The organism is Paenibacillus catalpae (assembly GCF_900112695.1).
Classification (GTDB): Bacteria; Bacillota; Bacilli; order Paenibacillales; family Paenibacillaceae; genus Pristimantibacillus; species Pristimantibacillus catalpae.
The window spans coordinates 1169083-1183897 of sequence record NZ_FOMT01000001.1; the positions used below are offsets into that span (position 1 = coordinate 1169083).

At 50.4% G+C, this 14815-nt stretch carries 10 protein-coding genes; all 10 read right to left on the reverse strand.

All coding sequences use genetic code 11. The features are described 5' to 3' along the window. Positions 1-495: 495 nt before the first annotated feature. Positions 496-747, reverse strand: a complete 252-nt coding sequence (locus BM200_RS04885; protein ID WP_091181956.1) for a hypothetical protein — start codon at positions 745-747, stop codon at positions 496-498. Between the two features lie 97 nt (positions 748-844). Continuing rightward, positions 845-2251: an 8-oxoguanine deaminase gene (locus tag BM200_RS04890; protein WP_091181959.1), complete on the reverse strand. Its 1407-nt coding sequence runs from the start codon at positions 2249-2251 to the stop codon at positions 845-847. A 516-nt stretch (positions 2252-2767) separates the two neighbouring features. Then, positions 2768-3211, reverse strand: a complete 444-nt coding sequence (locus BM200_RS04895) for an ASCH domain-containing protein (RefSeq protein ID WP_091181962.1) — start codon at positions 3209-3211, stop codon at positions 2768-2770. A 1653-nt stretch (positions 3212-4864) separates the two neighbouring features. Next, positions 4865-6508 carry an MGH1-like glycoside hydrolase domain-containing protein gene (locus tag BM200_RS04900; protein WP_091183517.1) on the reverse strand — a complete coding sequence of 548 codons (1644 nt, stop codon included), beginning with the start codon at positions 6506-6508 and terminating at the stop codon, positions 4865-4867. 138 nt (positions 6509-6646) lie between these two features. After that, complete coding sequence (locus BM200_RS04905) at positions 6647-8017, reverse strand: ABC transporter substrate-binding protein (protein WP_091181964.1); 1371 nt, start codon at positions 8015-8017, stop codon at positions 6647-6649. Between the two features lie 125 nt (positions 8018-8142). Further along, the gene (locus tag BM200_RS04910; protein WP_091183520.1) at positions 8143-8982 is read right to left on the reverse strand and encodes a carbohydrate ABC transporter permease; all 840 of its coding nucleotides are present in this window, start codon (positions 8980-8982) and stop codon (positions 8143-8145) included. 6 nt (positions 8983-8988) lie between these two features. After that, positions 8989-9894 carry a carbohydrate ABC transporter permease gene (locus BM200_RS04915; protein WP_091181967.1) on the reverse strand — a complete coding sequence of 302 codons (906 nt, stop codon included), beginning with the start codon at positions 9892-9894 and terminating at the stop codon, positions 8989-8991. Between the two features lie 102 nt (positions 9895-9996). Further along, the gene (locus BM200_RS04920) at positions 9997-11583 is read right to left on the reverse strand and encodes a response regulator transcription factor (protein ID WP_091181970.1); all 1587 of its coding nucleotides are present in this window, start codon (positions 11581-11583) and stop codon (positions 9997-9999) included. After that, the gene (locus tag BM200_RS04925; protein ID WP_091181973.1) at positions 11558-13375 is read right to left on the reverse strand and encodes a sensor histidine kinase; all 1818 of its coding nucleotides are present in this window, start codon (positions 13373-13375) and stop codon (positions 11558-11560) included. The genes BM200_RS04920 and BM200_RS04925 overlap by 26 nt, the downstream gene beginning before the upstream one ends. A gap of 506 nt (positions 13376-13881) precedes the next feature. Then, complete coding sequence (locus BM200_RS04930; protein WP_245772894.1) at positions 13882-14394, reverse strand: hypothetical protein; 513 nt, start codon at positions 14392-14394, stop codon at positions 13882-13884. Between the last annotated feature and the right edge of the window lie 421 nt (positions 14395-14815).

A 14815-nucleotide genomic window follows, 5' to 3' on the forward strand; every position in this document is an offset into this window, starting at 1 on the left:
GTTCCGTAAAATTTGATGGTCTTGATATTAAGAGAAATCATCAATTGATTTGAACTAATCTGTAACGATCTAAAAATCAATTGATTAACCAGAATTAGATTTCAGACGATGAATGACTAAATAAATCAAATGTTTTAAGCAACGACAGATTGAATTCAAGATGTTATTTGAAACGTTCTTGAAAACATTAGAAACTTATAATCGGAAATTAAGATCGGCAGTTATCAGATAAAAAATTTTAGAGAAAGATACGATCAGATATGAGGATAAAATTAAGACAGCGTAGCGTATTTGACGTGACGGGTTTAAGGAAATTAGCTTAGGAATACCGGTTGATCAGCTTTTCCTTAACAACTTCTTCACAAAACCCGTATTTTATACATATGTCTATAAATCGAATAAACCCCTTGTCACAAACAAACTAAACATTAACTCTTAGTCCACCTGCAAAATCAGAATAAAGTGAATCAGCCCATTCATAGGCTTCCCGTGTGCTCAATTAACTGTTTTGCTGTAACTAACTGGCTTTTTCGTATCTCCATCAACAAAAACTAATATTGGTCCTACAATTTTATCACTTTTGGATTCAAAGGATACTTTAAATAGATGTTCTACTTCGGGATATTTCCCTCCACCTTTCGGAGCTGGCATATCGCTACCATTAGACTCTTCAACTTTTGCAACCTTCCAATCAGACACCTCTTGTTTGTCCTCGGTGGTTAGATAGTTCCATGCTACTTCACGCAATTCTTGATTCTTAGTTTGTCTGTATAATACGCAACCTCAATATAATCTTTGGCTGGTATCTTCAACTTAAAGATAAATTTTGTAATGCTGACTTGCTTCATATCCTTCTATACTTTCTGTAATCGATGCCGAGGCGCAAGGATGCCGAGTTCACGAGCCGGTCCGCGGCAAGTTGCGTGCGGAACGCGAGCTTTTCCTCATCTACACCAACCAGCATGCCGTTTTCCACAACGACACGTCCGCCTACGATCGTCATATCCGCCTGAGTAGCCCCGACCGTTAGCGGAAGTGCTGAGTCATCAAACAATGCTCCTGCAAAACCTAATTTGCGCGAGTCCAACATGAACAGATCCGCAGCTTTTCCGATCTCAAGCGATCCGATACTGCTCTCCCAGCCCAATACGCGTGCTGAACCTCGTGTAGCGATCGACAAAGTCTCGTTTGTCGTTAATCCTCGCTCTTGAAGCTCATGCTTGTGGAGAAGATACGCCATCCGCAAATCCCACAGCATATTAGAGGCATCGTTTGATGCGGAACCGTCGACGCCAAGTCCCACTTTCACTCCTGCGTCCAGCAGCTTGCGGATCGGAATAGCGCCGGAAGACAACTTCATGTTGCTCGATGGGCAATGTGCTACACCGCAGCCGCAAGCCCCCATTTTATGTATTTCGCTATCGTTAAACCAAATGCCATGGGCATACCAAACATCGTCACCGACCCATCCGGTCTGCTCCATGTATTCGAGCGGACGAACGCCTAGTCTTTCCAGACAGAACTGTTCTTCGTCCATCGTCTCTGCTAGGTGGGTATGCATCCGAACGCCGTAACTGCGGGCAAGAGCAGAAGATTCCTTCAGCAAATCCCGGGACACGGAGAATGGCGAGCATGGCGCCACGCCAACACGCAACATCGAGAACCGGTCCGCTTTATGATATTTTTCGATGACACGCTGGGTATCCCGCAATATAACCGATTCCGTCTGAGTCACTTCATCCGGAGGGAGTCCGCCATTGGACCGCCCTAAACTCATGGAGCCTCTAGTCGGGAAGAAACGGATGCCAAGCTCGGAAGCCGCACGGATCTCTTCATCGATTAAATATTCGGAGACACCGTTCGGAAATACGTAGAAATGATCCGACGAAGTTGTACAGCCGCTCTTGAGCAGCTCGCCAAGACCGGTCATGGCACTTAGGTAGACGTCTTCGGGCTCCAAATGCCGCCAAATTTCATACAAGGTGAGCAGCCAGTCGAATAACGAGCAATCCTGTGCTAGCGGGATGTTGCGCGTAAGCGTTTGGTACAGGTGATGATGGGTATTGATCAGACCCGGATAAACAATTTTGTGCGTAGCATCGATTACGCGGTCAGCCGTTTCGTACGGCAGGTTTTCCCCGATGGCTATAATTTCTTGACCCTCAATATACATATCTCCATTGCGAATCACTCGATTCTCGCCATCCATCGTTACAATGCTCCGTGCATTTCGGATCAGAAGAGTACTCATCGGAACACCGCCCGTTCAACGATACGATTCTCTATTTGAACAATATTATGAATGCCTGTGCGCCTCACACTTGTATGGTTCATTTCCATTCCCCCTTGTCTGAATAGCCCTATTGTAAACGAACTGGACAAGTAAAGCTGTGGATGAGAGGAAGGATTGTGTCTTATACCTAAAAACCCCCCAATCGTTTGTGGACCATGCTTATGCCGCAGCAGTCCAATAAAAAAGAGCCATCCCTCACGGAACAGCCCTCTAACCATATCTATTTATAATATCTTCTTCTGCGTTGCCTAACGTACCTGACGCGAGCGCCTAGCAACATAAACAACAACATGACCGACCAGGTAATCGTAATCCCCAAACTCCAGCCTTTTGATTTCGCACTTAATTTCGGGGAGCACGGGATTGTATAGAAGTTCTTGTCCTAATGCATGACGAATTATAAACCTTTAATTTCATAAGGAGAAAATAAGTGACTGAAGACAGAACCTCCTTCTAATTAATTGTTTACATAGGTCATATCATCAACTCTTCGTCTATCGGATATTCCCATAGTCCCAGTTTTCCCTTCACTGGAATGGAGGGCTTTAGCAGACGGAAACCCGCTATTTCCCACGCAAAATAACCTGGACTGTAATCGCCTAACAGGAAGTCCTTACCCGTCACAACCTTCCCGCAATCCAGAATGGCTGACGTATGATTAGCGTCGATGACTTGATAACAATTTGTAAGCTCGCAAGTTGCAAGGATAACCCCCGTAGGGAGGTTTTGTTCCGTATAGCCATTCTTGGCGAGTAAAAAACGTATGTGTTCATATTTGCAGGCCTGCTTATCGACTTTCTGGCTTGCATGAATGGCCAACGGTCCGCGATACCGGGTCTTCCAGGATCTTGTTTCATAGAGAGTCTCGCCTTGGACAAGCAGAGTCGCCCATGGTTGAATCATTGATAATACTTTCATTCCTCTACGCTCCATTACTGTTTATAATAAATTACTATTCCCCAAACATTCTCGAGACTTTCCATACCAGCATAAAACAGACGCAATACCATGACGCTCGATTGTAAATTGGTTATCCGCGTTACTGAAGTAGTCGGGATTGGGATCAAGTTCTTGACATCGGTCAATGACAAGAACTTGTTCCCATAAAATCAAAAGGCCGCGAATGCCGCGGCTTTTAATGGGACGATGTTTTTGACTTCCGACACTTGATAACATATTCACGATCAATACTCAGCCGGTTATATTAATGAAAACAGCAGCTAATCTAAACGATCGCTGCTGTTTTTTATTAAGCTATATCGTCTCCTGTTACTACAACGGTCAGCCCGATATCATCATATTGCTTGCAGCAACGATTGACTCTATGCTATTCCTCCTCTGATTACTTATTGGTTATCTAATCGATCGACGGTCCCATCGGCGAACCGCCGCGCCGAGAACATGCGGAGCTATCCTGCCCTTAATAGCTTAATAAATCGTGCATTTTTGGGGATCTCGGGCTGTATAGAAGTTCTTGTCCTAATAAGGCTTTATATAGAAGTTCTTGTCTTGAGCTGACGACAAGAACTTCTATACAATAAATAAAAAAAGCCGCTGTTTATGCGACTTTGATTGTATAGATGTTGTTGTCGTCCGACAAGTCTACAACTTTATTTTCACGGTCTAATACTTTATTTTTCAGTCTAATACTTTATTTTCTCAGAACATCAAGAAGTTCGCTTGCTATTTGCTGCATCAGTTCCTCTAGAGCGTTTAACGGCTCCATAAAGGCGAGTAGTAAAGCTATCATTTCCTCCAATGCTTTCATTGCGAGTTACTCTTGGCAGTTGGTCCATTTTTCAGCCATCCATTGTTTTGAGCGCGCTCTGCCAGTCGCTTCACCAAACACTTCATCAATACCATGCGTGTCATCTTTTAAGCATCACTACAATATTAGCAAGGATGTAACTGAAAACACGTCCCGAAACAACTGCGTGTACATCGGAAATACCTGATCAAGCAATGCTCGTGTAATGCAAGACAAGTCCTCGGTGATAATGCCCTCCCTGTTGCTTCCAGTATAACTACCGGTTCTATCCCCGTTTCATTATGCAACTCCGTTAGCAGACGATCCAACCGCAAATAACCATCATCATTGTGCGGGATAATCTCCATTTTCCCGAAGCAAAATTGCCGGCACTCCCACGATGGTTCCAAACCCATAGCTTCGCTTGTGATACGAGGTCACTGCCTCTACCAGCTCAAATATGGTCATTGGGGGCAGTGGGAGAACAGTTTTTATTTCGGGGTCATTGCCCCTAAAAGCCGCACGTTCTCCCGGCTGCCGCCATCATAAAATGCCTAAAAAATAGGCCAACCTGTATATTCTGGTTGACCTAATAATACGAAAAGCCGCAGTTTGTGCGACTTCCGTTGTATAGATGTTCTTGTCGTCCGACAGCCATACGCATAGACTTCAGGCGCCAAGAAATTCTGCTCGGCGAAAAAGTCATCCTGCGGGCGAAAGACGGGGTAAGGGCCCTCCCATGCAGTCAAATCCCGGCTTATATACGCATCGTAGCTGGTTCCTTTGCCCCATATATTCGCATCGGTGCCCACGAATATTCGCCATCAATAGGTCGGAAAAATCAACCCGATGTCATGCTTCTTCCGCATCACCCCATCATCGAAGGCAAGCAGTTCGTTTCCCTTGACAGTGAACGGCAACTCCATGCCCCTGTAGGAAAGCGTTCCTTCCACTGTCCGCGCGCTTAACCCAAGCACTCCTTTCAGCACGCCCTTGCGATCTGTAATAATCCTTACGCCCGCAGGGAATCTTACCATGCTTTTCCCGTCTTTCAGAATTTCGCTTTCTTCAGGTAGGTTGACCAGCTCAAAGGTTATTCCGTCAACGGTGCGCGAGTATGCGGTATGATTGGCGATCTCTTCGCCGTGGTCGAAGTCGTACGGCACCAGACCGCTGAACCACAGCTCTCCCTCCGGCGTTGGCATAATACCGCACAGCCGCTCCACATAATCAAGCACGCACAGAATGGCAGGCGAATACGATTCCGTAAAACCCTCTTCCCCCGTCCAAGGACTGAGGCATTGCCCGAAGCGCTCCATATTCGCAATCGCGGCCAGAATCGGGTACATCACCCATGTAAGCTCCACCTGTCGGCCATGGTATTCGAAGGCGTGCGGAGCGCGGATCAGGCTCAAGAAATTGGTCGGGCCTCCCCAACTGTTATAGCTCGAAAACGGGTCAAACCGCGGGTCGTCCATCGCCATCGAGGTGAACGGATATTTGGCAAAAAACTTGCGCGTATTCAGCAAATACCGCTCGAGCATCGTGTCAAAGAACGACCTGTCGCCTACCTCGCAGGCCATGACGCGCAACAACACGTCAGATTGGACGCGGACGAAACGACCTTGACGGTCTCTGTCGTAGAAGAAGTAGTCCTCTTCGTCGAAGCATTGCGCAAACAGACTTTGAAGGCTTCGCTCCGCCTTCTCCCGCCATTCCGCTCCGCTGCCGCCGAGCACTTCGGCTATTTTGCCTAAATAGGTACGCTGACAGTAGACATTCGCGGTCAAATCCGGCGCTACGAAGGGAAGAATGGGCGAATCCGGGTATACTTTTGCCGGGTTGCCGAGATGCGGCGTGTCCGGAACATGCCAGAAACGCGGAGACAGATCATGACCGGTATCGAATGTGCAAAATGCCTCGACGGCTCCCGTCCCTCGCGTATCCCGATGCTCGGCAAGCCACTGGTCATGCCCGCTCATGGCCGCGTACATCATAGGCAAGAAATCCCCGTCTTGGCCATGTAGCGCGGCATGGTTCCATACGCAGCGGGCCAGCGGCGTAACCATCTGGATTTGGCGGAATACCGGTCCGCCAGCGGTAATTTTGTACGGCATCAGCCCGTCCTCGCGCTGGTGCATTGCAAAAGCGCGGTAAGTCGATTCCGACACCGATGGAATGAAGCGGGACAGAAGCTCCGCGTTAATGGTGCCCGTGCTCTCCATCCAACAGCCGAGATAGATGCCGCCTTCATGCAGAATTGGCATAGGGCCGCCTGTTGGCACTATACAGTCCAGCAGTTTGCCGAGCGCGTTATAGTAGACCGTCTCCAGCCGGCCCGTGGACGCGAACCGGACTCCGGAGCTCCCCCATTCCGCCAGCACTGGAGCGTCGGATTCTTTCTTCAACTGGCCGATCCTGCTAGCTGCATCCAAACTGCGGAGTCTTTCTAGCAAATGTTCTTTCATCATATAAAGGTTAACCTCCTTCACCCTTCCATCGGAGGGAATCAAAGTGCACGCCTTCAAAATCAAAAGGCAGGCCCTCAGCCTGCCTTTTAGCCAACGCTAAGTGGCGGTTGGTTCGCCAGTCAGCGCAGTCGCCCCTTACTTGTTGCTGTCGAATATCTTCACCGTGCCGCCATAGAAGTCGGTTACGGCTTGCTCGACTTTTTTCCGGCCAAAACCGATTTCCTGCACGGTGGTCTCGGCTAGCTTCGAGAACTCGGAGAAGCCCGGCAGGTTGTAGCTGACGGCGAACGGCTCGGTCTCCGCTTGTTTGGAGACGCGGCTCGTGTAATCGTAAATGAGGCTGTCGACTTCGTTAGCTTCGCCTTCGAGCAGCGTGCGGTTGGCGGCCGTGACCGGCACGCCGCGGTCATTGCCCAGGATTTTCGCCGCATCCGGATCATTGATCCAGAAACTCATGAGACGAGCGGCTTCGGCGGGATGCTCGGTTTTGGCATAGCCGGACATGCCCTGGCTCGATTCAAACACGACGCCGGTTCCTTTCGGGCCGCGCGGCACCTGCACAAGCGTCAGCTTATCCTGCGTCAGTCCTTGCATGGCGGTTAGCTGGTTGGACGCGGCAAGCGTCATGGCGACCTTGCCCGTAATCAAGAGCGATTTGCCCGTATCGGTTGGCGGATTCGACACTTGGAGCTCCGGCGTTACGACGCCGCCTGCCTCGGAGGTCTGCTGCCAGTAATCAAACCATGGCCGGATATCCGCTTCCGCGAAGCCAAGCTGATTGTTTGCCATATCGTACAGCTGCTTGCTATTTTGCTTCAGAAAAATATCGAAGCCATCCACGGTGAAGTTATAGGTGCCGTAAAAGCCTTTGCCGAGTTTTTCGGAGATCTGCTTGCTGATCGCCGCATAGTCATCCCACGTCCAGCCGTCTTGCGGAACCGGAATGCCCGCTTTCTCGAACATCGTTGTATTAATCAGAATGCCTCTCGCATTGGCGCCGGCCGAGATATGCTGCAGCTTGCCGTCCAGCGTTCCGTATTCAATCATTGCTTTGTCCATATCCTTCAGGTTGAGCTCCTTGTCGATATATAGGCTGAGATCAAGCAGGACGCCTTTTTTCGCATAGTCGACCACATTCCCGCCAAGGAAGAAAACATCCGGTGCCGTTCCGGAAGCCAGCTGCGTGTTAAGTTTATCGAAATAACCGGAGCTTGGCGCAAATTCGCCAATAACCTTAATATCGGGGTTTTTCTCCATGAAGATTTTCAGCGCTTCGTTCGTCCGGTCGGCACGGGCTTGATCGCCCCACCACATGACGCGAAGCTCGACCTGCTCGCCTGATGCCTCCCCTCCCTCGGCCGGCTGCGTTGTGTTCGTCACCCCTTGATTGGAGGAACCGCTTTTCGTCGACTCTCCCCCTGCTGCAGGTCCGCCGCTTGTTCCCGAACATGCCGCCATTACGGTCATTAGCGCCGTAAGCGTCAAAGCTAACATCGATTTTTTCATATCGCTGCTCTCCCCTTATAAGAACGTCTTAGTGTTAACCGCTTACAATTCCATCGTAGCTGAGGCCCCGGTATGCGAGAATGAGATTCCTTCGGCTCTTCGCTATCGATTTTTTCAGGTGGGTCTTACTTTAAGCCGGTCGTCGCAATCCCCTCGAGGAAATACCGCTGGAACAGGAGGAAGATGGCCGTGATCGGCAGGAGCGACAAGGTCGACATCGCCAGCAGCGCCCCCCAATCGGATTGCCCGGACGGATCGAACAAGGAACGGATGCCGAGCTGTACCGTGAACAGGCGGATATCGCTCAAGTAAATCATTTGACTGAAGAAATCGTCCCACGACCAAATGAACGTGAAGATCGCCGTCGTAATGAGCGCGGGTACGAGGAGCGGCAGAATAATGCGCCAATAAATTTGCCGCTGGCTGCAGCCGTCGATCCGTGCGCTCTCGTCGAGCTCGCGCGGGATGCCGCGGATGAACTGTACCATGAGCAGGATGAAGAACGAGTCATGGGCCAGCCATTTAGGCAGGATCAGCGGGAAATACGTATTGATCCACTGGAACTCGTTGTAGATCATATACTGCGGTACGAGAGTCACGTGATAAGGCAACATGATCGTGACGAGCATCAGGGCGAACCATACTTTTTTCATCCGGAACTCAAGTCGTCCTAAGGCAAATGCCGCCAGCGAACAGGTGATCACATTGCCGAGCACGCTCATAACCGAGATGAGCGCCGAGTTCATGAAGAACTTGCTGAAGGATACGTCATTGAGTCCGCGCCAGCCGTTGATGTAATTGTCGAGCGTGAATACTGCCGGCCAGAGGCTTGTGTTCGTGAAAATCATCGTATTCGGTTTGAACGAGCTCGCGACCAGCCATAGCACCGGATAGAGCATGCCTATGCCGATTAGGATGATGATTAAATGTCTGGCGAGACGAGACAGGTTATTTCGCATCGTCATGCCCATCTACCTCCCTTCCTTGCCGTCGCCGTAGAACACCCAATACTTCGAGGTGACGAACACGATGGCCGTGAAGATGGCAATGATCAGAAGCATAATCCAGGCAAGCGCGGAGGCGTAACCCATATCGAAATACGAGAAGCCTTTCAAATACAGATACAACGTGTAGAACATCGTCGCATCGAGCGGTCCTCCCCGCCCGTCTCCAATCATGAAGGCCGGCGTAAACGCTTGGAAGGAGTTAATAATGCTCATAATCAGATTGAAGAAAATGACTGGCGACAGCAGCGGCAGCGTAATCCGGAAAAATTGCCGCAGCTTGCCGGCTCCGTCTACCTCGGAAGCCTCGTACAAATCGGCAGGTATTTGCTTGAGTCCAGCCAGGAAGATAACCATCGCCGATCCGAATTGCCAGACGGAGAGCGTCACAATCGTATAGACGATATAGTCGGGATGAGAGATCCAGGACGGTCCTTCGATACCGATGCGGGCGAGCAGTTGATTGACTACCCCTGTCCCTTCGAACAGCTGCCGCCACACGATCGCAATCGCGACGCTGCCTCCCAGCAGTGAGGGCAAATAATAAACGGTCCGGTAGATGCCCAGCGCGCGAATACCTTTGTTCAGCGCTATGGCGACAAGCAAGGCGAAGATCAGCCGCAGCGGCACTGACAGGAAGACATAAGTGAACGTAACGGTAAGCGATCTGGTAAACGTGCTGTCCTCGGTAAAGATGGCGAGATAGTTGCTGAGACCGATCCAGTTAGGCGGACTAAGCAGATTGAATTTGGTCATCGACAGGTACAAGGAACCGAGCATCGGACCAAGCGTCAGGCAAAAAAAGCCGAACAGCCAAGGCAGCAAGAAGGTATATGCGGTCAGATTGTCCGAAGCTCCCGGTGGCTTGCGCATGGCATCGCGCCTCCTTTTCTCATAAGCGGTTGTGGTATGGGTTAAGCATACCGCCCCATGCGCATGACCGGAATTCGATTTCTTCGGCATCTCGTTTTCAATTTATTCAGGTCGCTTCTGCCGATACTCCGAAGGGCTCAACCCATATACCCGTTTGAACTTGGAGCTGAAGTAGCTGGCATTCGAGAATCCGGTCAGCTCCGCAATGTCCCACAGACTCAGTTCCGTCTCCTCTAGCAGCCTGGTGGCCTGCTTCATTCGAACGTCGGTTACGTATTGAATGAACGTCTTGCCTGCCTTCGCCTTGAACAGCTCGGAGAAGTACGAAGGGTGATAGTTGAAACGTTCGGCGATCATCGATAAATTCAAGTCGATCATGTAGTTCTCGTCGATATATTGCCTTACGGCTTCAATGAGCGAGGACTCCCCCCGCTCCTCGGACGCATGGTGGCGATCGGCTATCCGACAAGCGATCGGCATGAGGAAGCCGCTTGCTTTGTCCACCGAGTCAAGGCCCAGCACTTTCTCGGGACGAAGCCACAGCTGCTCACCGTCTTCCAATGCGGCACGGGTAGCATGGGCAAGCGCTTCAAGCATGAGATACAGCTGAAAAATCACTTTTGTGAACCGCGACCGCGAGATCTGAAACGCTTCTTCCAGCTCGCGTCTTAACGTACACTCGAAGGATGCGATATCTCCCCGTTGGACGCAGCTGCGCAGCACTTTCACCGTATCCTCGGACAGCGCAGCTTGTCCTTCCGCCGCGCCCCGCGCCGCATCGTGCATCCCCCGGTCGGCCAGATTCCACGTCAGCAGCGCGGACATGTAGCCTTCGCTCCAATGTTTGAGGCCCATTACGGAATGACCGATGCCAATGAACGGCTCCATGCCGATATAAGCCGATACATTCCTCTTTAACGATTCGGTTAATAACGCGAGTTCTTTGTCATCCAGGATAGAGATGATATGGACCAATCCCGGGTAGCTTGAATCGCGGAACAAGTTGGCCGATTCGCCGTATGCGCTCAAGCTTTCGCGGCAGACCAGCTCGAACGGCAGATGCATCTTTTCAGGTGACCGGTCTTGGGCTGGCTGATTGTCATTGTATGCGAGCGGCCGAAGTCCGACCGTCAGGAATCGGACTGGGCAGGCGTCCCATTCACCTAGCTGGAACAGCTTGGCTCGCTCGAGCCGTTCGCGTTCATGGGCGAAATTCTCTTTGACGAGCTGAACGATGTATTGCTCCTTCATCTCTTTGTAATATTGCGACAACCGCCATTGCATAGCCGAAGCCTCGTTCTTCTCGGTCCGCTCGTCGTCAAGCTCCTTGCGCAGCCGCGTCAGTGCCTCGCTTAATTCATCCCGGGCTACCGGCTTAAGCATAAAATCCCGGGCTTGATGGCGTACGGCAGCTTTCGCGTATTGAATATCCTCATAGCCTGTAATGACGAGCAGCCGAAGCTCCGGATAACGCATCTCGCAAGCCTCGAGCAGGGAAACGCCGTTCATGAGCGGCATATTCATATCCGTAATCACGATATCGAACGCCTTTTCCGCCAGCATCGCCATCGCTTCGGCGCCGTTTCCCGCTTCCCCCGCAATCAAAAAGCCCAGCTTCTCCCAATTGACTTTGAGCTTTAAGCCCTGCCGGATTTCCGGTTCGTCATCCACGATCAATACTCGGTACATGCGCATGCTCCTCCCGGATCGGTAATATAAGTTCAATGACCGTGCCTTCGCCCGGCACCGACTCGATATGCAAATCAAAAAGCTCTCCGTAGTACAGCCTGCAGCGGGCAAGCACGTTTCCTAGTCCAATTTCCCGACTGCGGCTGGTCAGCATCTGATCCAGCTGCACGCTGACTGACTGGTCCTTCAATTTGACAAGCAGCTCCTCAGGCATACCCGGACCGTTGTCCGAGACCGATAACCGGAGCTGACCGTTATGTCGACTGATCCGGATATGGACGATGGCCTTAGGCGATTGCCGAAAGCTGTATTTAACCGCATTCTCGATCAGCGGCTGGAGGATGAACTTGATGATCATTACTTTCTCCAACCCTTCATCGGCTTCCATCGTGACATGCAGCTTATCGCCGAAACGGACTTCAAGAATCGACAAATAGTCCTGCACATAGTTCAGCTCTTCCTTAAGCCTGATCACGTCGTCGCTGATCCGCAGCGAGAAACGAAGCATCTTGCCCAGGGACTCTATCACGTCGACCGTATCGTCCGTCCTCTTCTGCATGGCAAGGGAGCTCATTAGTTCCAGCGTATTGAACAGAAAATGAGGATTGATCTGCATTAGCAGCGCCTTGTACTCCGCCTGCTGGCGAAGCAGCTTGAGCTCGAACTCGGTCTGGATATGGCTGCGCAGCTGGCCGACCATTTTGCGAAACGTCATCGTCACAAAGCTTACTTCGCTTTTGACGCTGCGCACGGTTGGAATCCGTTCCTCCGCGCCTGCGAAATCGCCCCGCTGCACATGACGCATCGCCAAGACCAAGCGCGTGAGCGGCCTCGTAATGCCGTGCGATAACCATATGGCAATGAAAACGGATACAAGAAATAGTAAAATAGCGAATGTGACAATGCTGTCGCGCAGCGTATACAATTTCCCATACAAATCCACTTCGCTTACGAAGCCAACCAGCATCCAGTCGGTGCGCCCCAGCTTTTTGTACACCACAATATCGTCGCCTTTCGCTTGGCCGGAGGTATACTCTACGCCTTGCTTCTGCCGCTCGCCGCTCAGCTTCTCGATAAGTTCCGTCTTATCGGCATGCTGCCCGTATTCCGCCTGGGACAGCATTGGACCAAGCAGTTCATTCAGCAGGAAGATTGTTCCGCTCTCCCCGAGATGGATGCGGTTAAGCGGATCGAGCAAATACGCCGAGCTGATGTTGACCTTCATCACGGTCTTGGCCAATGCAGGCTCGAATTGGCCGATCGGCATCAGCAGGCTGATGACCGGCTTATTGTAGTATTGCTGCGAATAGGGGTCCAGGTGCGCAGGTACCCATCGGACGCTTCGCTCTTTGAAATCCCGGTACCACGCCTCTTCTTTGAAAGAGGGATCGAAAGCGACTTCGTTGTTCATCCCTATTCGAAGACCGTCCTCCCGGTAGATGAATACAGAGGAGACGATCGAATAATTGTTCGTCGTCTGGGTCAGGAATCGGCTGAACGTAATGTTCGCGAGACTTTTCTCCCCGGGCGACAGGTTGGGGTCCGTTATCGTAAGCTCCCAGCGATGGGTCAAATCGCTGTTGAAGACGAGTGACGAGAAATCATACATTTGCGACTGCGCCATATCGATAAACGAGCCGTACTCGTCCATTTTTTCTAATGCAGACGATTCAACATAAGAGCGAATGATCGCGCGCGATTCTTTGAAGAGCAGAAGCGTCATGACTCCGAAGGACAGCACGAACAGTAGCACGAATGCGATAATCAGGCGGCTTTTGAGCGAATACAGCATACGAGACACTCCCTTAACGGTGCAGCGAATACAAGACTATTGGCTGCAACTCCTAATGATGAAGATTATTGTCGTGGCAGATCTGCCTGTGTCCCTTATTGTAAGCGCGTTTTTGCAAGAAAAGCTATACCGATCTTAGCTTGCCTACGGCTGGATTCTACTTTACATATTTTTTTAATGTCATAGCCGGCCTTGGACGCTTGTCAGAACGCTTTGTGTCCAGTGAAAATAAAGTTTTAGACTGAACAATTTGATTTAACGGGGCTTATGAGGTCATAAATAGTTAGCTTTCAATAATTAAGTATTAGACTGGCACAAAAAATCAAACAGCGGCGGACCAAGACTGAATAATAAAGTCTTAGACTGCCGCTGTTGTCATTCAACTAACGTTTCCCGTTAGTTGAATCAACTGCCTTGAGCAATTTCATCAAACGTAACTTGATCTTACCAACTCCTTGTGAAGCGGAATTGCCCCCACAAATCAGCTTAAACAGACCAAAGCCCGCTCACCGAGCGGACTTCACGGTCTTTGTCTTTGTCTCTTTGCTCTTGTTCAGCTGCTGGTACTTCCTCCACCATCGGTCGATCAGGCCATGCCAGCGATAGAATAGGGTGCTTCTAGGGGATCTAAGGATCACTCCGAAATCTGGGTCTCCGTAAACCTCCGAGCCGAGGACATGAATGGAGTCGTGGAGAGAGGACGTCAGAAGAAAACGGCCCAGTTCATCCGAGGACTTGAACGAGCCCAGACGCTTCACCATACGATCCTCGGCTTCCTGCAGCTGGCTGTCCCAGCCGGGAGTGGCTTTGACAGCCGATGGGATCCGGGACCACGCCGTCACTCTTTGGTGATCGAGCCCTTGACCCTTATACCATCGCAGGACTTTTCTTAAAAACCTTCGATGAAACCGAAGGAACGAAATGCCGTCGCCCGAATGCACATCCCGATTCATATGGCTCATATGCCATCGGGCATGCTCATCCATAAGCCTTTGGGGGAAGTTAGGGATCTTCGCCATATGCTTCATCCTCTTTTTGTATAATACACTCGTTTCTGCATTTTCATATGGGTGCTTCTCTAACATGTATATGTCAGAGTGCTGGCGTTGGCTTGGGCAATTGCCACCTCCCTGTTATCCCCTACTCCACTTCCAGAGACGTATAGATGATCAGGGTGCCCCAACCCTGCTACCGCTCGGTAAAATCCTTAATGAACACAACGACAACAGACAATCTTACTGGACAACCACTAATTAAACACATTCGAAGGGGCACACAACAATCTGCCCGTTAACACAATGAAGCCACCGATTGCTCGGCAGCTTCGTCCGTTACTTATTTAACTATCGTTCTTACGTTAGGTTAATAACGACACAGTTACCATCTAATACTCTAATTTAACAAATCCTATTTCAAACCTCTTGCCATCGATCTTTTTCC